The following is a 17,615-nucleotide window of genomic DNA, read 5'->3' as shown; positions in this document are numbered from 1 at the left end:
GCATGTGTTCTCAGGACCAACTGTTCAGCGGCCTCCTGACACCTCGCGTCTGGTCAGGGCCAGCTCGTCGATATGGGTGATCGGTGCGGGCAGCGCGTTGTTGAGGTAGCCCGCCCGAGCGATGGCCATGGATCCCACCGCTGAGGTGAGCAGCTGAGCGATGATCGCGATGACCGCCTTGATCAGATTCAACCCGCTGAAGTCCATCAGCAGAGCACCCAGGACGATCGACGCCACCCCGAGCCCTGCCGAGGTGCCCACGGCCGAGGCGCGCAGGTACAGATCGGGAAGCTTGAAGAGGCCGATCGCCGAGATGATGATCGTGGCGATGCCCAGGAAGATGAACACCAGGCCGAGGATGTCTGCAATGTCAGCGAGTGCCATCAGCGGCGACCTCCGGATCCGAGTCGCGCCATGGACAGCGCGGCCATGAAGCCCAGCAGCGTGGCGATGAGGATGATGTCGAAGAGCGCCTCGATATTGGTGCGCAGTCCGATCAGGGCGACGAAGCCGATGGTGGCGAAGAAGATCAGGTCTGCGGCCACGGCCCGGTCCATGGTGCGTGGGCCGAGCAGCCCGCGCACCGCGGCGATGACCATGCCGATGGCCAGCAGGATCAGCGCGACCTCAAGCGTCCATTCGGAGATCATCGGCTCTCACCTGCCTCGTCCATCGGACGGACCACCGGCAGCTCGGTCGGGCGGGTGAGATCTCCGGGCGCTCGTCGCATCGCGCGCAGCATCCGGTCCTCCATCTCTTGGATCTCGGCCACCAGCTGCCCGCGGTTCTCCACGAACATGCCGTGCACGTAGAGGATCTTGTGCTCCTTGGAGATCGTGATGGTCAGCGTGCCCGGGGTCAGCGTGATCAGCGCGGAGATCAGCGTCCATTCGCTGTCGCTGCGCGAGGCGGCCGGCACTGCGACGATCGCGGGTCGCATCCTGGAACGCCCGCTCAGACGCAGCACCTCGGCGGTCACCGTGTAGTTCGAGGTGATGAACTCCTTGGCATACCAGAAGAGGAATCCGATGATCCGAAATGGCCAGCTCATCATGCTCCGCTCACCGCCCTCACATAGTCCATTGGGTTGAGCAGGTTCTCGGCCGCGGTCTCCGACCAGCCCATCAGCAGCTCCGCCCCGAGTCCGAAGAACAGGGTGATCGCGGCCAGCAGGATCGCCGGGAAGATCAGCTTGAACGGCACCTTGACCGCCTGCTTGCCGGCGAGCACCGCGGAGGTGGTCGCCGTCGGCGGTCCGATGGTCAGCGTGGGGGTCTCCGCCTGGGCCTGAACCCGCAGGTAGCGTTTGCCGTGCATCCGTTGCTGGTAGGTCAGCGCGCGCTCCTGAAGATCATCGGGCTCGGATCCCATGAAGACCCCGGTCCAGATCTTGAGCATCGAGAGCAGCGTGAAGATCGAGACCACCACCGCGACGGCGGCCACCCAGTAGTGGGATTCGGCCAGGGTGGCCTGGATGATCGCGAACTTCGCGACGAACCCGGAGAAGGGCGGCAGCCCGGCGAGTGAGAGGGCGGCCACCATGAAGGTGACCGCGATCAGCGGCTCGCGTTTGAGCATCCCACCGAGCTTGTCGATCTCTCCGGTGCCATAGGTCTCCTCGATCGCACCGGTGGAGAGGAACAGCGAGGCCTTCACGATCATGTGATGGAGCAGGTAGAAGATCGCGGCGGTGAGGCCCAGCAGGGTGAACAGGCCGACGCCGATTAGGATGTAGCCGATCTGGCTGATCATGTGGAAGACCAGGATGGATCGGGTGGTCTTCTCCCCCACCGCGCCAAGGACACCGATGAGCATCGTGGCTGAGGTGATCACCAGCGCCACCCAGAGGAAGCGCTCGTCGCCGTCGAAGAGCAGCGAGTAGATCCGGTAGATCACATAGATCGCGACCTTGGTGTGGATCCCGGAGAACAGCGCGGTGACCGCCGGAGAGGTCATCGCGTAGGTGCGGGTCAGCCAGCCATGCACCGGCACCACCGCGGCCTTGATCGCGACGGCGGTCAGCACGACGCCGCCGGCCAGCGCGACGGCGGGGTCGTCCTTGCCCGCCCCGTGCAGCTCCGCGAGGTTCACGGTGCCCGCGGTGGCGTAGACCAGGGCGATGCCCACCAGCAGCAGCGTGGAGGCCAGCAGGTTCACCGAGACGTAGATCCGCGCACCGTGGGCGCCGAGCTTGGCCCCCATCATGGCCAGCAGGCCGTAGGAGGGCAGCAGCATCACCTCGATGAACACGAAGAGGTTGAAGATGTCACCGGTCATCAGCGCGCCGGAGACCCCGGCCATGAGCACCAGCACGAAGGGGTGGAAGAACCGTGCCCGCGCCTCGTGGGTGGCCATGGCGAAGAGCACGCTGGCGATGGCGAGCACCGACATGATCATCAGCACCAGCGCGGAGAGCGCGTCGACCACGAACGGGATCGACACGCCGTAGTCCCAGAGCCCGACCTGATGGACCAGGACGGTGCCGTCGCCGGTGGCGATCACCAGCAGCACCGCGAAGACGAAGAGCGCGGCAAGGGTGCCGAGGCTGATCATGTGGCGGGCCAGGCGCTTCTTGCGCAGCGCCACGCCGAGCGCGGCGAGCAGCAGCGGGATGCCGACCGCCAGCGGAAGCAGCGGAGGAAGGATCTCGGTCATCGGGCGTCTCCCTCCTGGGTCTCGGCGGAGGTCTCGGTCTTGGTGGAAGTCCCCGGCTCGGCGGACGCCCCCGGCTCGGGCGCTGTGGCCCCCGGGGTCTTCTCCGGCCAGGGGTCTCCGGTCTCGTCCTCGCCGCGCTCCACCACGATGTCGCCGGACTCGGTGGTCAGACCGAAGAAGCCGGCGTCGTTGGTGTCGCCGCGGTCCGCGGCGAGCAGCAGCGCCGGGGAGACCTCGACGTCCTCGGTGTCGTCGTCGGTGGTGGTGGTGATCGCCAGGGTCACCATGAACATGGTGATGGAGAAGGCGATCACGATGGCGGTCAGCACGAAGGCCTGCGGGAGCGGGTCGGCCTGTTCGCCGAGCTCCCCGGAGCCGATATAGGGCACGCCTCGGTAGGCGGTGTTGCCCGCCGCGAAGAACACCAGGTTTGCTGCGTGGCTGGCCAGGACGAAGCCCAGCACGATCCGCACCATGCCTCGCTGCATGAACAGGTAGACGGCCGCTGCGGTGAGCAGCCCGACGGCGATGGCGATGCTCATCGGTCGTTCACCCCTCCCGGCTCGATCTGGTCATGGCCCCCTGGTCGGGGCTCCCCCGACTGCACCTCGAAGGGCAGGTCCCCGGGGTCGGCGTGATAACCGGCCGGGACCTTCAGCGTGGAGAGCTCGGCCTCGCTGGTGCCGTGGGCGCGGCGGTGCGCCTTGAGCAGCTCCGCCGGGTAGCGCTGCGCCTGACCGAGGCGGTCCAGCGCGACGAGCACCGCACCGATCACGGCGAGGTAGATGCCGACGTCGAAGATCAGCGCCGTGGTGAGTGAGAACCCGGCGTCGGAGCCCCAGGGCATCGGGAGTCCCTCGGCGATCACGATCGGGCGAAGGTAGGAGCCCTCGAGGAAGCCGACCAGGCCGATGGCCGCGCCGGTGATGATGCCGCCGACGATGACCAGCGCGTAGTCGAAGCGCAGCTTCACCGCGGTGTCCGAGGGTGCGACCAGGTAGCGCAGCGCGAAGAAGCCGCCGGCGACCAGTGCGGCGATGAACCCGCCGCCGGACTCGTAGTGCCCGCGCAGCAGCAGGATCAGCGAGAGCAGCACGATGAACGGCGCCATCCAGTTGAAGACGCTGCGCATCGCGGTGGTGTTGTCCCCTGCGTGGTCCAGCGGGGTCCCCGACCACTGCCGTGAGGCGGGCGGCTCGTTGTCCGAGGTGGCGAAGGAGGAGTTCAGCAGCGCCAGGATCGCGAAGCCCGCGACGCCGAGCACCGTGAGCTCTCCGAAGGTGTCCAGCGCGCGGAAGTCCACCAGGATCGAGTTCACCACATTCAGCGCACCGGTCTCCTCGTAGGTGTTGAGCAGGTACCACTCGGCGATCGGAGTCTGTCCGCGCCGGCCGGTGAGCGCGAAGGTGGCGGCGAAGGCCATCACGCCGAAGGCCAGGGCCACGGCGATGGAGATGCCGCGTCGGGTACGGGTGACCTTGTGGAAGCGTTTGGGCAGCTTGCGCAGCACCAGGACCAGCACCACCACGGTGAGGATCTCCACGAGCAGCTGGGTCATGCCCACGTCCACCGCGCCCAGCGCGAAGTACCAGGCGGCGACCACGAACCCGGCGCCGCCGGCCAGGACGACGGCGGCCGCGCGGTTCTCCGCGATCACGGTGCCGGCCAGGAAGCAGACCAACAGCCCGATCAGCACCCAGTCGGTCATCCGGGTGTTGCCGGGCTCGAACTCCCCGACCACCGGTGCCGCGATCATGCCGGCGATGAACAGGCCGGCCAGCAGGATGCCCGGTGGGGCGAGGTGGACCCCGTGCACGTCGCTGCGGGTGATGTCTCCGACCCGGCGGCCGAAGTTGATGGTCCCCAGGCGCATCGACTCGACCACTTCCACGCCGGTGAACGGCAGGATCCGCCGTGGGATCAGATTGTCGATCCGGGCGCGCACCACCACGGCGAGCACGCCGCCGCCGACGATCACCCCGGAGAGCATCAGCTCGGTGTTGAAGCCGTGCCACAGCGCGAACTCCGCCGCATAGGTCCCGGTCTGCGCGTCCTCACCGGCTCGAGTGATCAGCCCGTCGAAGACGAACGGGATGAAGCCCAGCACCAGGCCTGCGGCGGCAGGCAGCAGCGCTGGCAGGTAGAAGCTCGCCGGGGCCTCGTGCGGAGTGCTGGGATCGATCGGCTCGTGGTATTCGTCCTTGGACCCGGCGCCGGAGTAGCTGGTGAACGCGCCGAGCACGATACGGCCGCAGTAGGCGAAGGTGCCGATGGCGGCGAGCACCGCCATGGACGTCAGCGTCCAGGTCAGCGCGGCGGGCATGTCCGCGGAGAGGAACCCGGCGAGCAGGTGCTCCTTGGAGACGAAGCCCAGCAGCGGCGGGACCCCGGCCATGGAGAGCGAGGAGATCAGCGTGATCACCAGCGAGATGCGCATGGTCTTGCTCAGCCCGTTGAGCCGACGGATGTCTCGCGAATGCGCCTCATGTTCGATGATGCCGACCATCATGAACAGCGCGGATTTGAACAGTGCGTGGGCGACCACGTGGATCGTGGCGGCGACCAGCGCGGTGGGGGTGCCGATGCCGATGACGGCGACCAGGAAGCCCAGCTGGGAGACCGTGGAGTAGGCCATGATCTCTTTGATGTCATGGCGCTGCAGCGCAAAGAGCGCACCCATCAGCGCGGTGGTCAGACCGGAGCTGATCAGGAGCACCTGCCAGAGCGTGGATGCTTCGAAGACCGGGGAGAAGCGCAGCAGCAGGTAGATGCCGGCCTTGACCATGGCCGCGGCATGCAGGTATGCCGAGACCGGCGCAGGGGCCACCATGGCGTCGGGCAGCCACAGGTGGAACGGGAACTGCGCGGACTTGGTGAACGCGGCGAAGGCGATGAGCACCGCGACCACGGAGGTGAAGGTGGTGTTGTCCTGCCAGGCGCTGTGCGTCAGCGCCTCGGACATCGAGGTGGTGCCGGTCTCCACGATGATCAGCAGCACCGCGGTCAGCAGGCCCAGCCCGCCCGCGGCGGTGATCAGCAGCGTGCGCTGAGCCGGGGCCGGCGCCTTGTCTCCGGAGCGGTTGATCAGGAAGAAGGAGCACAGCGTGGTGAACTCCCAGAACACGAAGAGCAGGATCAGGTCATCGGCGATGACCATCCCGCTCATCGCGAAGACGAACATCAGCATCCACAGGTAGTAGTCGCCAGTCTTCTTCTTGACCGAGAAGTAGCGGGCCGAATAGGCCATCACCAGGGCGCCGATGAAGAGGATCAGCAGCAGGAAGACCATCCCGAGCCCGTCCAGGCGCAGGCTGATGCCGACGTCGACGGTGGGGATCCAGGGCAGGTGCTCTTGAATCACTCCCCCGTCCAGCAGGGTGTTCAGCCACGGAAGCGTGGCGACGCCGATGCCGGTCAGGGCCACGGCCGCGAAGAAGCCGGTGTCGCGACCCACAGCGCGGTGGACCAGCACGGCGAGCGGGACCAGGGCCAGGGTCAGCATCAGGAGCACCATGAGCGTCATGGGCGGACCACCGCCGGCGCCCAGGGCATGGAAGGTCTTCGCGAGTGCATGGTGCCTCCAGTCGGTGCGGGTGAAACGGCGCGGTGAAGCTCATCGCCGACCAGTCTTCCCGGCACACCAGTGATCGACTATATCCATCGGGCTGATCTCTCAGCAATTGCGTACTGCTCATGGGGGGCGGACCATGCTCCGGTGGGATCCGTGCTACGGCAAGTGTGTCCTACTGCTCCTCGACGACCCCGCAGGCCACGCGGCTGCCTGAGTCTCCGCTGGTCAGAGTCTCGGCGTCGGGGCCGAAGTAGCGTTCCGGGACGTTGCCGTGGTTGTCCGGCTGGGCGTGGATGATCACCGAGCTGCCCTGGTCACCGAGCAGATCCTCGGTCTCCAGACGGTCGCTGATCAGGCTCAGCCAGCCGGTGCGGTCCTGGTTGACCAGCAGGTTCGGCAGATCTCCGGCATGGTCCGGGTGAGTCACAGCCTCGGGCTCTGTGGGCGGGACCGCCTCGTTGAGATCATCGAGGTCGTTCTCGGGGTCCTCCTCCTGTGGAGCCTCCTCGCCGTCCACGAGGCCCATGTCCTCCTCCATGCTGCCGACCAGATGTCCGCCGGAGGACTCGAAGTCCCCCACGACGCCGGACTCGGAGCTGGACTGGATCTCGCACAGGCCGCGTTCGTGCAGCGTGATGCCTCGGAAGCCTGCGTCGAGGTCGTGTACCTCGGCCTCGATGAGCACTCCGTTGGCGACCTCGGAGAACTGCACGGTGCCGATGTCGTTGCCTGCCACGTCGGCGAGCGCCGCGGAGGCGAAGGGCTCCTCGGAGCCGTCAGGACCGCCCTGGAGCTCGGCGCCCTGCCCGTCGTCCCCGGCCTCAGCGCCAGCTTCCGTGCCGCCTTCGGCGTCCGCATCGGCCTGGTCGTCCGAGGGTTCCGCGGCGGTGTTCTGCTCGGCGCCCGGTTCAGCGTCCGGGTCGGCGTCGCTCGCGTCTCCGCCGCCGCAGCCCGCCAGGGCCAGCGCGGCGACGAGCGCGATCCCGCTCAGCGGGAGGCCGCGCAATCTGCGCGCGGAGGATCGGTGAGGTCGAATGCTCATGAGCGCACAGCCTACCGGGCCCCCTGCGCCGCCACGAGCTCCGGGGCCGCCGGTCATGGAGACTCCCCCGGGCCGGTGTGGCTGCTGGTTCAGCTGCAGCAGGCGCAGCAACATGGACGCTGGGCGCTCAGGCGTGGGTGTGGGTCTCCTCGGCCGCGATGCTGCGCGGCTCGAGCTGGAAGGTGGAGTGTTCCACCGCGACGTCGAAATGCTCGGCCACGCAGGTCTTGAGCCGGTTCAGGGTCTCCGGGACGCAGCCCTCGCTGAAACAGGCGTCGTCGAGCACCACATGGGCTGAGATCACGGGCAGCCCGGTGGCGACGGTGGAGGCATGCAGGTCATGGACCTCTTGGACATGGTCCAGGGCCAGCATGTGCGCCCGGACCTGCTCCAGGTCCAGCCCGCGCGGGGTGAACTCCAGCAGCACCCGGGCGGTCTCGCGCAGCAGCAGCAGCGCACGCGGGATGATCAGTGCGGCGATGGCCAGCGCCGCGACCGCGTCGGCCTGCTGCCAGCCGGTGGTCCAGATGACGACGGCGGCCAGCATCACCGCCAGCGAGCCCAGCGCGTCCGCGCTGACCTCCAGGAACGCCGCGCGCATGTTGAAGTTGGCCTTGCGGCCCGAGGCGAGCACCAGCAGCGAGATCACATTGCCGGCCAGGCCCAGCGCGCCGAAGATCAGCAGCTCGAGGTGCAGGATCACCGGCGGGGCGCTGAGCCGGCCGATCCCCTCCACCGCGGCATAGATGCCCACGCCCAGCAGCAGCGTCGCCTGAAGCAGCCCGGCCAGGATCTCCACCCGGCGGAAGCCCCAGGTGCGCTGCGCCGTGGCGGCCCGGTGCATCAGGCCCGCCGCGACCAGGGCGACGCCGAGGCCGATGCTGTCGGTGAGCGAATGCACCGCATCGGTGAGCAGCGCGAGGGAACCGGTCATCCAGGCGCCGAGGGCCTGGGCCAGCACGATGCCGACCGTGATCGCGCAGGCGATCGCGAGCCGGCGACGGTGCGAGAGCGCGCGCTCCGGGGTCTCGGCCGAGGTGGAGGCGCCGTGATCGTGGTGGTGCATGATGCCTCTATTGTCCTGCGTCCGCGGGGGATCACCTAAGCTGCGAGCCGGACGCAGAAGCGTTCTCAGCAAGGCCGGTGCGCTAGAGTCCCAGCATGGTTGCTCAGAGAAACTATGTCATCAGCAATGCACACATCCTGCCGATCAGCGGTGAGCCCTTTGACGGCTCCGTGGTGATCACCGAGGGCAAGATCGCGGCGCTCGGAGTCGAGGTGGACCACCCTGCCGGGTACGAGGTGATCGACGCGGCCGGCGGCTGGGTGCTGCCCGGTCTGATCGACGCCCATGTCCACCTGGGCGTCCATGAGGAGGGCGAGGGCTGGGCCGGCGCCGATGTCAACGAGACCACCGACCCCGTGACCGCTGCGGTGCGCGCACTGGACGCGATCAACCCGGCGGAGCTCGGCTTCGCCGACGCCCGCGCGGCCGGGATCACCACGGTGAACGTGAACCCCGGGTCCGCGAATCCGATCGGCGGGCTCGCCGTGGCGCTGAAGACCCAGGGCCGGATCGTCGACAAGATGGTGCTGCGCTCCCCCTCCGGGCTGAAGTCCGCGCTGGGCGAGAACCCCAAGCGGGTCTATGGAGAGCGCAAGCAGACCCCGAACACCCGGCTCGGGGTCGCGATGACCATCCGCAAGGCCTTCACCGAGGCGAAGAACTGGCAGGCCAAGGACCCGGCGGACCGGCCCGGAGATCTGGTCTCCGAGGCGCTGGCTCTGGTGCTGGACCGCAAGATCCCCTGGCGCCAGCACTGCCACCGCGCAGATGACATCGCCACCGCCCTGCGCCTGGCCGACGAGTTCGGCTACCAGCTGGTCCTGGATCACGGGACCGAGTCCTATAAGCTCGCCGACGTCATCGCCGAGCGCGGCATTCCGGTGCTCTACGGGCCGATGATCGTCTCCCGCTCCAAGGTGGAGGTCCGCGACCGCAGCCCCAAGGCCCCGGGCATCCTCGCCCGCGCCGGGGTGAAGGTCTCGATCATCACCGATCACCCGGTGGTGCCCATCGAGTTCCTGATCCATCAGGCAGCCCTGGCGGTGCGCGAGGGGATGGACCCGGTGGAGGCGCTGCGCGCGATCACGATCAACCCGGCCGAGGTGCTCGGAGTGGCGGATCGGGTGGGGACCCTGGAACCGGGCAAGGACGCCGACCTGGCGCTGTGGTCCGGGGATCCGCTGGACACCCGGAACCGGGTGCAGCGGACCTGGATCGACGGGGAGCTGGTGTTCTCCCAGGAGCCCGCCGAGGCGCAGGCCTGATCCTCGCCGTCGGGTCCCTCACTCCGGCGCTCGGTCCACGAGGTGGGCCGGTCCGCTGGGCCGGTCGGCTGGGCCGGTCCGCCCCACCAGCACAGACCAGTGCCTGGTGGCTGACCCCTGAGGATGTTTGACTGGGCGTATGACTGAACCGCTCTCACCGCCCGACGCCGATCAGCCCCTCTCCCCCTCGGGCTGCACCACCGGCACCCATCTGTGGATCACCGGCCGAGTCCAGGGCGTGTCCTATCGCGCAGCGGCAAAGGCCGAGGCCGATGACCTGGGTCTGATCGGCTGGGTCAGGAACACCGCCGAGGGCGCGGTGGAGCTGCTGGTCGGTGGCGACGGGCCCGCGGTGGACGCGCTGCTGCGCTGGGCCGGCAAGGGGCCCGAGTCGGCCGAGGTCACGGAGGTCGAAGAGCGCGAGGCCACCGAGCCGGACCTCGCTTCGCTGCCACAGGCCGGCTTCGAGATCCGCCGCTGACCCAGCCGTTCCCCGCCGCAGGGATTCCGGCTCTGGTCACTCAACCAGACCTGGAATCCCGTGACCCGAGACCGGCCCGCCGAGAACGTCGCATCGCTATGCCATGTCCCACCGTTTTGAACGGAAATAGCGATGGGACATGGCATAGGCATGCGACGGATCGCCGAAGCGGTTCAAAGCCATGCGACAGATCACCGAAAAGGCGAGATGTGCCCTCGGAGGGGCCGCCAGCGCTAGTCCGCAGCCGGGGCGGTGAGTCCCAGCTCTTCCGGCGGCACGGCCGGCTCTCCCAGCAGGTGCTCGGAGAGGAAGCCGGAGACCACCTGGTACCAGATCTTGGCGTGGGCGGGGCTGAGCACCCAGTGGTTCTCGTCCGGAAAGTACAGGAACCGATGCGCGCTCTGCCCGTCCTGATCAGCCGGCAGTCCGGACTTCGCCAGCAGCTCGTACCAGAGCCGCAGGCCCTCCCCGATCGGCACCCGGTAGTCCTTATCGCCGTGGATGACCAGCATCGGAGTCACGATCTTCTCCACGTGAAGGTGTGGCGAGTGCTCCGCGGCCATCCGCTCGTCGAGCTCGTTGCGCCAGTAGGAGGCCATGTCTGTGGTCGGTCCGAACTGATCCAGCGCCCACAGCGAGGCGTGGGTGACGATCGCGGAGAACCGGTCGGTCTGCCCGGCGATCCAGTTCGCCATGTAGCCGCCGAAGGATCCGCCCATCGCTGCGGTGCGCGTGGGGTCGATGTCCTCGCGCGCCTCGGTGACGTCGGTGATCGCCATCAGGTCGGTGAAGGGATGCCCGCCCCAGGAGTTCCAGCCGCGCTGGACGAAGTCCTGTCCGTAGCCGGTGGACAGCGCCGGGTCCGGAAGCAGCACCGCGTAGCCCTGCTCCACCATCAGCCAGGGGTTCCAGCGCCAGGTCCAGGCGTTCCAGGAGTTCAGCGGACCGCCATGGATCCAGAGCAGCAGCGGTGCCGGGTGCGCGGCGGAGGCCTGCTCAGGAAGTGCCAGCCAGGCACGCACCGGTGCGCCGTCGGTCCCGACGGCAGTGACCTCGCTCAGGCTGCCCGGGAGCTCCGGGCGCTGATGGGGGTTCTGCAGTCGCGTGGCCTCACCGGTGGTGAGGTCGATCGAGACCACCTCCTCGGGGAAGGCGTAGCTCGAGCGCACCCCGTAGCCCGTGTGACCCTCGGGGTCCACGACGACGGCGGAGTAGGTCGCATCCTCGGTGGTCACCTGGTGCACCGCGCCGGAAGAGGCATCCACCCGGAACACCGGACCGCGTCCGCCCTGATCGGCCAGCGCGAGCAGAGCAGAGCCATCCGGGAGCCAGGCCGCGGGGCTCAGCCACAGGTCCGCGTCCTCGGCGAGCCGCGTCAGCTCGCCGGTGTCCAGGTCCAGCAGGTGCAGCTGCGGCTGCGGGGCCCGCTGCGGCGTCGGCTGGGCCGAGCGCAGGACGGCGGCGCTCCGACCGTCCGGGCTGATCACCCCGGCGCTGAACGTGTAGCCGGGCTCATCGGCGATCATCCGGCGTTCAGCGGTGGCGATGTCCACCACGGCCAGGGCGGTGCGCTGACCTGCCCGCGGTTCCGGCACGATGACGCTGATCAGCGCGAGCCTGCCATCCGGGCTGAGCTGCACCTCGCCGCCGAAGCGCGCGCCCAGCCCCTCGGTGAGGTGGCGCAGGCTGTTCGGTTCGGAATCCTGCAGCTCGGATCCGGCGTCGTCCTCAGGCCGGGGGCCGGCAGCCGCCGAGGGCTCCAGCGCGAACAGGCTCGGGCGGGCCGGACCGAGATCGTGGTCCCAGAACCGGACCGGGTAGCCGGTGTGCAGGATCGCCTTGACCGAGGCTTCCTCGCGCCGGGTGTGCAGCTGCTCCTGGTCCTCCTCGCTGCGCGCTCCCGGCAGCAGCGGCGCGGTGAGCAGGATGGCGGACCCCTGCTGAGCGCAGTGCGGCTGGCTCACCCCGCCGGCCCTGCGGCTGACCAGCACCGATTCACCCCCGGCGGCCGGGAGCTTGTACAGCGCGGCACCCTTGGGCTCCGGCTTCTCCCCCGGGCGGGCCGAGGTGAAGTAGAGGTCACCGTCGGCGGAGAACACCGGAGCCGCCTCACCCTTGGCGCTGCGGGTGAGTCGCCGCGCGGCGCGGCTGCCCTGCGGGTCGATCTCCCACAGCGCTCCGGTGTAGCCGTCTCCTGCGGTGTTGACGGTGGAGACCGTGGTGACCAGCCGCGACCCGTCGGGGCTCAGCGTGAGGCCGCTGAGCCGAGAGTGGGTGACGTACTGGTCCAGGTCGGCGAAGATGCTCGGACCGGGCTGTGTCGGGGTGCTGTTCGTCATGATGCTGTTCTACCAGCGCGGAGCAACATCTGGTTGCATGATGCAACTACCGGCGTGGTGGGTCGGGATACCCTGGTGCCGTGGCTTCTGATCAGACCCCCGCGCCGACCTCTTCACTGACCGCTGCACCGACTCCTGCACCGGCTCCTGAATCGGCCTCCGCGCCGGGGACCGACTCCGGCACGGAACCCACCACCAGGCCTGGCACCGGACACACCACCGCGCCTGGCAGCGGGCCTGGCACTGGACCGGCACCCGGTCCCGATGGGCTGGCCCGCACGCCCTGGGCGCTGGGCAGCGAGATGATGCTGCGCTATTACGACACCGAATGGGGCATGCCGATCCGCGACGAGCCGGGCCTGTTTGAGCGACTGAGCCTGGAGGGCTTCCAGGCAGGTCTCTCCTGGTCCACGATCCTGGCCAAGCGGGAGAACTTCCGCGCCGCCTTCGCCGGATTCGATCCCGAGGCCGTCGCGGAGTTCACCGAGGCAGACGTGCTGCGGCTGCTCGAGGACGCCGGGATCATTCGGCACCGCGGGAAGATCACCGCGACCATCGGCAATGCCCGCGCCACCCTGGAACTGCGGGATCGCGGCGGTCTGTCCGCGCTGATCTGGTCCTTCAAGCCGGAACAGACCCCTGTGCCGGAGACCATGGAGCAGGTGCCCACGCGATCCGCGGAGTCCGAGGCCCTGGCGAAGCGGCTCAAGGCCGAGGGGTTCCGATTCGTCGGTCCCACCACGGCCTTCGCGCTGATGGAGGCCATCGGGATGGTCGACACCCACCTTGTGGGCTCGCATCGCCGAGGCGCCTCGGGGGTGCAGTTCAGCAACCAGGCCGGCTGAGTCACGACGCCACAGCCTGGGCTCAGTGCGGGCGCTGGAGCTCGATGACGCGGTCCATATCGTCATCCGGTGCGAGCCGGTTCCGGTCCACCTGCCCGCACCGGGTGCAGCGGTGCAGCAGCAGGAAGCCCTTCTTGCCGGTGTGGTCCACGCCCACCGGTTCCATCGCCGCCCCACAGTTCGCGGCGCGGTCCCCCGGGGTGATGTCCACATGCCGGGAGTACAGGCAGCGGGGGCAGTGATTGCGATAGCTGCCGCCGAGCTGTCTGGGGATCGGCTGCCCGCAGTGGATGCAGTCGAAGCCGGTGTTCTCGGCCTCCCGGCTCATGCCGTGGGTGCGCTCTCTCCGGCGTCGGACGCTGGCGCCTCGGCTGAGAGCGCGTGCTGAGCCATCGCGGTGGAATACATGCACACCGTGGCCGCGGTGGCCACGTTCAGGGACTCGGCGGCCCCGAAGAGCGGGATCGCCACACGCTGATCGGCGAGTTCACGCTCGACATGGGTCAGTCCGTGGGCCTCATGGCCGAGCAGCCACAGCGTGGGGGCCGCAGGGGTCGCCAGCTCGGCGAGCTGGACCTCACCGCGGCCGTCGGCGGCGAGCACCTGGAAGCCCTTGGCGCGAGCGGTCTCGGTCAGCTCGGCGGCGTCGATGCCGGTGAAGATCGGCACGTGGAAATGTGAGCCCGCCGCAGAACGCACGACCTTGGGGCTCCAGGGATCCACGGTCCCTGCGGAGAGCACCACGGCGCCGGCGCCGGCCGCATCCGCAGTGCGGATGATCGTGCCGGCATTGCCCGGGTCCTGCAGGCGCAGCATCGCCGCGACCTGTCCGGTGCCCTGGGCGACCTTCTCGAGCTGGGCGTCCAGCGCTTCGCGTGCTGTGCTCACCGAGGGGATGCGGCAGACGGCGAGCATGCCCTGGGAGGTCTCGGCGTCGCCCATGGCGCGCAGCGCCTCGGGGGTGGCCTCGCGCAGGAACGGCCGGGCGTTCGAGGGCAGCTGGGTCTCCGGGTTGAACAGCACCCCGCGCATCCGGTCCAGCAGCGCCAGCACATCGGGGTGCCGCTCCAGGGCTGCGGGATCGAAGAAGAGCGCGTCCAGCTCAGGGAAGGGCTGCGGGCCCAGCTCCTGCTCCCACTGGCGCAGCCAGATCGTGAGTGCTTCGCGGACCGGCTGGGGCCCCTCCGCCAGGAAGAGTCCCTGCTTCTGCCGCGCGGAGCGCCCGGCCAGAGCCGCCACGCGACGGACGCGGTCAGACTTCGGGTTGTCGACGAGCTCGGGGTCGATGTGCTGGGACATGATTCTCTCTTCTCCTGCTTCGGGGCTGCTCATACTTCTCGGGGTGCTGCCGAGCGGCGCGCTCTTGCGAGCGGCCGCGCACATGCAGAAGGCGCCGCCCCCGATGAGGAGACGGCGCCTTCAGCCACGCTGATCGAGTCAGACTCGAGCGGCGTTGACGTCCTGCGGGAGCGCCTTGCGGGCGGTCTCGACCAGAACGCCGAATGAGTTGGCGTCGTAGACGGCCAGCTCAGCCAGCATGCGGCGATCAACCTCGACTCCAGCGGCCTTCAGGCCCTGGATGAAGCGGTTGTAGGTCATGCCGTGCGAGCGGGAGGCAGCGTTGATGCGCTGGATCCACAGGCGGCGGAAGTCACCCTTGCGCTTCTTGCGGTGCTGGTAGTTATAGACGTACGAGTGCAGCAGCTGCTCTTTTGCCTTGCGGTAAAGGCGTGAGCGCTGACCGCGGTAGCCGGAGGCCCTGTCTAGGACCTTGCGGCGCTTCTTATGGCCATTGACGGCCCTCTTCACACGTGCCACGTGATATCTCCTTGAGTCTTAAAGTCTTCGGTGATGAACGTGCTGAGGCTCAGATGCCCAGCATCCGCTTGATGCGCTTCTCGTCGGCCTTGGTGACCAGGTGGTCTCCGGCCAGGCGGCGCTTCAGGCGTGAAGACTTGTGCTCCAGGTAGTGGCGACGGTTGGCCTGCTGGCGCTTGAGCTTGCCAGAACCGGTCAGCTTGAACCGCTTCTTGGCCCCGCTGTGGGTCTTCATCTTCGGCATGGTGCCGTTCTCCTTATGTCGTTCGGACCTGCAGCGCCTGTGCTCTCCAACCGTGAGCCGAGGCTCATCAGCCGGTGCGGCGGCGCAGAGGTGGGTCGGCCAGCGTGTCCGGTGCTGCTTGCGCAGCACAGCGGATCCACGCCTCGGACCCCTTTTGGGTGGTGGTGACGGCCCCCTGCGGGGCTGTCACGCAAACCAGCGCACCAGTCTACGTCATGAGAATGGTGCGCGGGTTCACCGTGAGGAGAGAAGGCCTCTAGAGGTTCTTCAGCTCATCCGGCAGATAATCGGCCATGGAGTTCGAGAGCGGCGTCGCATCCTTCTTCTCCGTAGGCAGCCGCTCGGCGTTCTTCCGCGAGCGGCGCTCGTTCTTGACCTTGGGAGCCTCGGCCTCGGCGTCAGCCTCGACGGGATCCTCTTTCTTGGCCTGGTTCTTCGCCATGGCCTTGGCCTCGGCCTTGGTCTTGAGCGGACCGACGACCATCACCATGTGGCGACCGTCCTGGCGCGGGGAGGACTCCACGGCGCCGAGATCAGCGACGTCCTGCGAGAAGCGCTGCAGGAGCCGCACGCCCATCTCCGGGCGCTGCTGCTCGCGACCGCGGAACTGGATCATGGCCTTGACCTTGTCACCGGCATCCAGGAAGCGGCGAGCGTGACCGACCTTGGTGTTGTAGTCATGGTCATCGATCTTCAGCCGGAAGCGGACCTCCTTGAGCACCGTGGTGCTCTGGTTCTTCCGCGACTCACGGGCCTTGACCGCCGCCTCGTACTTGTACTTGCCGAAATCCATCAGCTTGCAGACGGGAGGTTTGGCCTGGGGCGCAACCTCTACCAGATCCAGATCCGACTCAGTGGCAAGACGAAGGGCGTCTTCAATCCGAACGACACCCACCTGCTCCCCCTGGGGGCCGACAAGGCGGACTTCTGGTACGCGGATGCGTTCGTTGATGCGTGGTTCGCTGATCTGTCTAGCTCCTGTTGTGAGGAATTCGGTGGATGGGGAGACATCGGCTGGAGCGCTTCGTTGAGCTCAACTGGGCGCATTCCGCGGTGTTGAGCGCGTTTAGCGCGGCCGATGAGACTGTGACAAGCTTACCAGCATGCAGAGTGAGCAGAACAACCACGCCGAAGAATCCGATCTCGCCCAGGCGGTCAACCAGCGGTCCCGCGACATCTCCGAGGTGCCCGCGGTGGAGCTGATCAACACCGTCGCCGTGCACCTGATGAGTGCCGCCGCGGTCAAGACCGGCCTCGCCGATGATCCCAAGGCCGAGGAGCTCAAGGACCTCGATGAGGCCCGCAAGCTGATCACCGCACTCGCCGGACTGATCACCGCCGCCGCTCCCGAGGTCGGCTCCACCCACGCCGCGCCGCTGCGTGACGGACTGCGCTCGCTGCAGCTCGCCTTCCGCGAGGAGTCCACCGTCCCGGACGCGCCCGGCAAGGGCCCCGGAGAGAAGTGGACCGGACCGGTCAACTGAACACCCCCTCAAGGCACTGAGCCCTTTTATGAGAACCAGATGAGATCAGGATGAGAGAACTCGGAAGAGACTCTCATGCTGGTCTCATCGTTGCTTCACCTGCGGTGACCAAAGTGGTCTTCCATGAGCATCACCGTAGTTCTCTACTCACACGACTCGGTCGGCCTGGGCCACGCCCGCCGCAATCGGGCCCTCGCCCACGCCCTCGCCGCAGACCTGCCGCGACTCACCGGTCAGCCGGTGCGCGGCCTGCTCATCGCCGGGCACCCCGACGCGACCGCCGACTCGCTGCCCCCGGGCTGGGACTGGCTGGTCCTGCCCGGGTTCACCCGGACCGCTGAGGGCTACGCCTCCCGGAACCTCGACGTGAGCAACGGGCGGCTCACCGCGCTGCGCAGCTCCACCGCGGCCGCCGCCATCAAGGCCATGTCCCCCGACCTCTTCATCGCGGACCGGCACCCGTTCGGGGTCGACGAGGAGCTGCTGGATTCACTGAAGTGGCTGCGCTCGCAGGGCACACGCTGCGTACTGGGCATGCGTGAGGTATTGGACTCCCCCGCCGCCGCCCGCGCGGAATGGGACCGGATCGGCGGGGCGTCGGCCGCCGCGGAGTTCTATCACGCCGTCTGGGTCTACGGAGATCCCTCGGTCTACAACCCGATCACCAGCGGCGAGATCCCGGCGCCGCTGGCCACTCGGACCCGGTTCACCTGAGCCGCCCCCTCTGTTAGGTCCACACGTTGTGGGAGTCGTCGTTCTCCGTTTGGTAGGTGCATTGCCGAGCGTACTCGGCGGGCGTGAGGTA

General features: G+C 68.2%; 19 protein-coding genes. 5 read left to right on the top strand and 14 right to left on the bottom strand.

Going from position 1 to position 17,615, the window contains the following annotated elements; all coding sequences use genetic code 11:
* Nucleotides 1-24: 24 nt before the first annotated feature.
* The 8 genes from EV640_RS10500 to EV640_RS10465 all read right to left on the bottom strand — a co-directional run bounded on the left by EV640_RS10500 (nt 25) and on the right by EV640_RS10465 (nt 8,334).
* A complete protein-coding gene (locus tag EV640_RS10500) occupies nt 25-384 on the bottom strand; it encodes a cation:proton antiporter (protein WP_036474075.1) in 360 nt (119 codons plus the stop codon).
* Nucleotides 384-650, bottom strand: coding sequence for an MrpF/PhaF family protein (locus EV640_RS10495; RefSeq protein ID WP_036474080.1), 267 nt, complete (start codon nt 648-650; stop codon nt 384-386). The genes EV640_RS10500 and EV640_RS10495 overlap by 1 nt, the downstream gene beginning before the upstream one ends.
* Nucleotides 647-1,054, bottom strand: a complete 408-nt coding sequence (locus EV640_RS10490) for a Na+/H+ antiporter subunit E (RefSeq protein ID WP_084479372.1) — start codon at nt 1,052-1,054, stop codon at nt 647-649. Before EV640_RS10490 ends, EV640_RS10495 begins: the two co-directional genes overlap by 4 nt.
* Nucleotides 1,051-2,655, bottom strand: coding sequence for a monovalent cation/H+ antiporter subunit D family protein (locus EV640_RS10485; protein WP_036474083.1), 1,605 nt, complete (start codon nt 2,653-2,655; stop codon nt 1,051-1,053). The genes EV640_RS10490 and EV640_RS10485 overlap by 4 nt, the downstream gene beginning before the upstream one ends.
* The gene (locus EV640_RS13740; protein ID WP_084479373.1) at nt 2,652-3,197 is read right to left on the bottom strand and encodes a sodium:proton antiporter; all 546 of its coding nucleotides are present in this window, start codon (nt 3,195-3,197) and stop codon (nt 2,652-2,654) included. The genes EV640_RS10485 and EV640_RS13740 overlap by 4 nt, the downstream gene beginning before the upstream one ends.
* On the bottom strand, nt 3,194-6,178 hold the full coding sequence (locus EV640_RS10475; RefSeq protein ID WP_084479374.1) for a DUF4040 family protein: 2,985 nt from the start codon (nt 6,176-6,178) through the stop codon (nt 3,194-3,196). Before EV640_RS10475 ends, EV640_RS13740 begins: the two co-directional genes overlap by 4 nt.
* A 220-nt stretch (nt 6,179-6,398) precedes the next feature.
* Nucleotides 6,399-7,268, bottom strand: coding sequence for a superoxide dismutase family protein (locus EV640_RS10470; protein WP_133726408.1), 870 nt, complete (start codon nt 7,266-7,268; stop codon nt 6,399-6,401).
* A 127-nt stretch (nt 7,269-7,395) separates the two neighbouring features.
* Nucleotides 7,396-8,334: a cation diffusion facilitator family transporter gene (locus tag EV640_RS10465; RefSeq protein ID WP_036474085.1), complete on the bottom strand. Its 939-nt coding sequence runs from the start codon at nt 8,332-8,334 to the stop codon at nt 7,396-7,398.
* A gap of 95 nt (nt 8,335-8,429) precedes the next feature.
* Between EV640_RS10465 and EV640_RS10460 the strand changes: the two genes are divergently transcribed.
* Both EV640_RS10460 and EV640_RS10455 read left to right on the top strand, forming a co-directional pair.
* Nucleotides 8,430-9,599, top strand: a complete 1,170-nt coding sequence (locus tag EV640_RS10460) for an amidohydrolase (RefSeq protein ID WP_133726407.1) — start codon at nt 8,430-8,432, stop codon at nt 9,597-9,599.
* A 139-nt stretch (nt 9,600-9,738) separates the two neighbouring features.
* Nucleotides 9,739-10,080 carry an acylphosphatase gene (locus tag EV640_RS10455; RefSeq protein ID WP_084479375.1) on the top strand — a complete coding sequence of 114 codons (342 nt, stop codon included), beginning with the start codon at nt 9,739-9,741 and terminating at the stop codon, nt 10,078-10,080.
* A gap of 233 nt (nt 10,081-10,313) precedes the next feature.
* Here EV640_RS10455 and EV640_RS10450 read toward each other — a convergent pair whose 3' ends face one another.
* On the bottom strand, nt 10,314-12,419 hold the full coding sequence (locus EV640_RS10450; RefSeq protein WP_036474090.1) for a S9 family peptidase: 2,106 nt from the start codon (nt 12,417-12,419) through the stop codon (nt 10,314-10,316).
* A 269-nt stretch (nt 12,420-12,688) separates the two neighbouring features.
* On the opposite strand from EV640_RS10450, the gene EV640_RS10445 reads away from it, so the two are divergent.
* The gene (locus tag EV640_RS10445) at nt 12,689-13,264 is read left to right on the top strand and encodes a DNA-3-methyladenine glycosylase I (protein ID WP_036474255.1); all 576 of its coding nucleotides are present in this window, start codon (nt 12,689-12,691) and stop codon (nt 13,262-13,264) included.
* A gap of 22 nt (nt 13,265-13,286) precedes the next feature.
* Here EV640_RS10445 and EV640_RS10440 read toward each other — a convergent pair whose 3' ends face one another.
* The 5 genes from EV640_RS10440 to infC all read right to left on the bottom strand — a co-directional run bounded on the left by EV640_RS10440 (nt 13,287) and on the right by infC (nt 16,266).
* Entirely contained in the window at nt 13,287-13,592 is a 306-nt protein-coding gene (locus tag EV640_RS10440; protein WP_133726406.1) for an RNHCP domain-containing protein, read from the bottom strand.
* The gene (locus EV640_RS10435) at nt 13,589-14,563 is read right to left on the bottom strand and encodes a TrmH family RNA methyltransferase (protein ID WP_133726405.1); all 975 of its coding nucleotides are present in this window, start codon (nt 14,561-14,563) and stop codon (nt 13,589-13,591) included. The genes EV640_RS10440 and EV640_RS10435 overlap by 4 nt, the downstream gene beginning before the upstream one ends.
* Nucleotides 14,564-14,701: 138 nt before the next feature.
* Entirely contained in the window at nt 14,702-15,082 is a 381-nt protein-coding gene (gene rplT / locus EV640_RS10430; RefSeq protein WP_036474094.1) for a 50S ribosomal protein L20, read from the bottom strand.
* 49 nt (nt 15,083-15,131) lie between these two features.
* On the bottom strand, nt 15,132-15,326 hold the full coding sequence (rpmI, locus tag EV640_RS10425) for a 50S ribosomal protein L35 (RefSeq protein WP_036474096.1): 195 nt from the start codon (nt 15,324-15,326) through the stop codon (nt 15,132-15,134).
* Nucleotides 15,327-15,582: 256 nt separating this feature from the next.
* Nucleotides 15,583-16,266 (bottom strand): translation initiation factor IF-3, encoded by a 684-nt coding sequence (gene infC, locus EV640_RS10420; protein WP_235180946.1) that lies wholly within the window; start codon nt 16,264-16,266, stop codon nt 15,583-15,585.
* Nucleotides 16,267-16,429: 163 nt separating this feature from the next.
* On the opposite strand from infC, the gene EV640_RS10415 reads away from it, so the two are divergent.
* Nucleotides 16,430-16,810, top strand: coding sequence for a DUF1844 domain-containing protein (locus EV640_RS10415; protein ID WP_036474098.1), 381 nt, complete (start codon nt 16,430-16,432; stop codon nt 16,808-16,810).
* Nucleotides 16,811-16,933: 123 nt separating this feature from the next.
* Nucleotides 16,934-17,524 carry a hypothetical protein gene (locus tag EV640_RS10410; protein ID WP_133726404.1) on the top strand — a complete coding sequence of 197 codons (591 nt, stop codon included), beginning with the start codon at nt 16,934-16,936 and terminating at the stop codon, nt 17,522-17,524.
* The last annotated feature ends 91 nt before the right edge of the window (nt 17,525-17,615 follow it).

Source organism: Nesterenkonia aurantiaca, assembly GCF_004364585.1.
Classification (GTDB): Bacteria; Actinomycetota; Actinomycetes; order Actinomycetales; family Micrococcaceae; genus Nesterenkonia; species Nesterenkonia aurantiaca.
Note: the sequence above shows the minus strand (reverse complement) of the source record. Positions and strands in the feature narration are given on the sequence as shown.

Bases quoted from the DNA above. Each gene is read 5' to 3' on its own strand.
- EV640_RS10500 (WP_036474075.1), bottom strand. From the start codon at position 384: ATGGCACTCGCTGACATTGCAGACATCCTCGGCCTGGTGTTCATCTTC.
- EV640_RS10495 (WP_036474080.1), bottom strand. From the start codon at position 650: ATGATCTCCGAATGGACGCTTGAGGTCGCGCTGATCCTGCTGGCCATC.
- EV640_RS10490 (WP_084479372.1), bottom strand. From the start codon at position 1,054: ATGATGAGCTGGCCATTTCGGATCATCGGATTCCTCTTCTGGTATGCC.
- EV640_RS10485 (WP_036474083.1), bottom strand. From the start codon at position 2,655: ATGACCGAGATCCTTCCTCCGCTGCTTCCGCTGGCGGTCGGCATCCCG.
- EV640_RS13740 (WP_084479373.1), bottom strand. From the start codon at position 3,197: ATGAGCATCGCCATCGCCGTCGGGCTGCTCACCGCAGCGGCCGTCTAC.
- EV640_RS10475 (WP_084479374.1), bottom strand. From the start codon at position 6,178: ATGACGCTCATGGTGCTCCTGATGCTGACCCTGGCCCTGGTCCCGCTC.
- EV640_RS10470 (WP_133726408.1), bottom strand. From the start codon at position 7,268: ATGAGCATTCGACCTCACCGATCCTCCGCGCGCAGATTGCGCGGCCTC.
- EV640_RS10465 (WP_036474085.1), bottom strand. From the start codon at position 8,334: ATGCACCACCACGATCACGGCGCCTCCACCTCGGCCGAGACCCCGGAG.
- EV640_RS10460 (WP_133726407.1), top strand. From the start codon at position 8,430: ATGGTTGCTCAGAGAAACTATGTCATCAGCAATGCACACATCCTGCCG.
- EV640_RS10455 (WP_084479375.1), top strand. From the start codon at position 9,739: ATGACTGAACCGCTCTCACCGCCCGACGCCGATCAGCCCCTCTCCCCC.
- EV640_RS10450 (WP_036474090.1), bottom strand. From the start codon at position 12,419: ATGACGAACAGCACCCCGACACAGCCCGGTCCGAGCATCTTCGCCGAC.
- EV640_RS10440 (WP_133726406.1), bottom strand. From the start codon at position 13,592: ATGAGCCGGGAGGCCGAGAACACCGGCTTCGACTGCATCCACTGCGGG.
- EV640_RS10435 (WP_133726405.1), bottom strand. From the start codon at position 14,563: ATGTCCCAGCACATCGACCCCGAGCTCGTCGACAACCCGAAGTCTGAC.
- rpmI (WP_036474096.1), bottom strand. From the start codon at position 15,326: ATGCCGAAGATGAAGACCCACAGCGGGGCCAAGAAGCGGTTCAAGCTG.
- EV640_RS10415 (WP_036474098.1), top strand. From the start codon at position 16,430: ATGCAGAGTGAGCAGAACAACCACGCCGAAGAATCCGATCTCGCCCAG.
- EV640_RS10410 (WP_133726404.1), top strand. From the start codon at position 16,934: ATGAGCATCACCGTAGTTCTCTACTCACACGACTCGGTCGGCCTGGGC.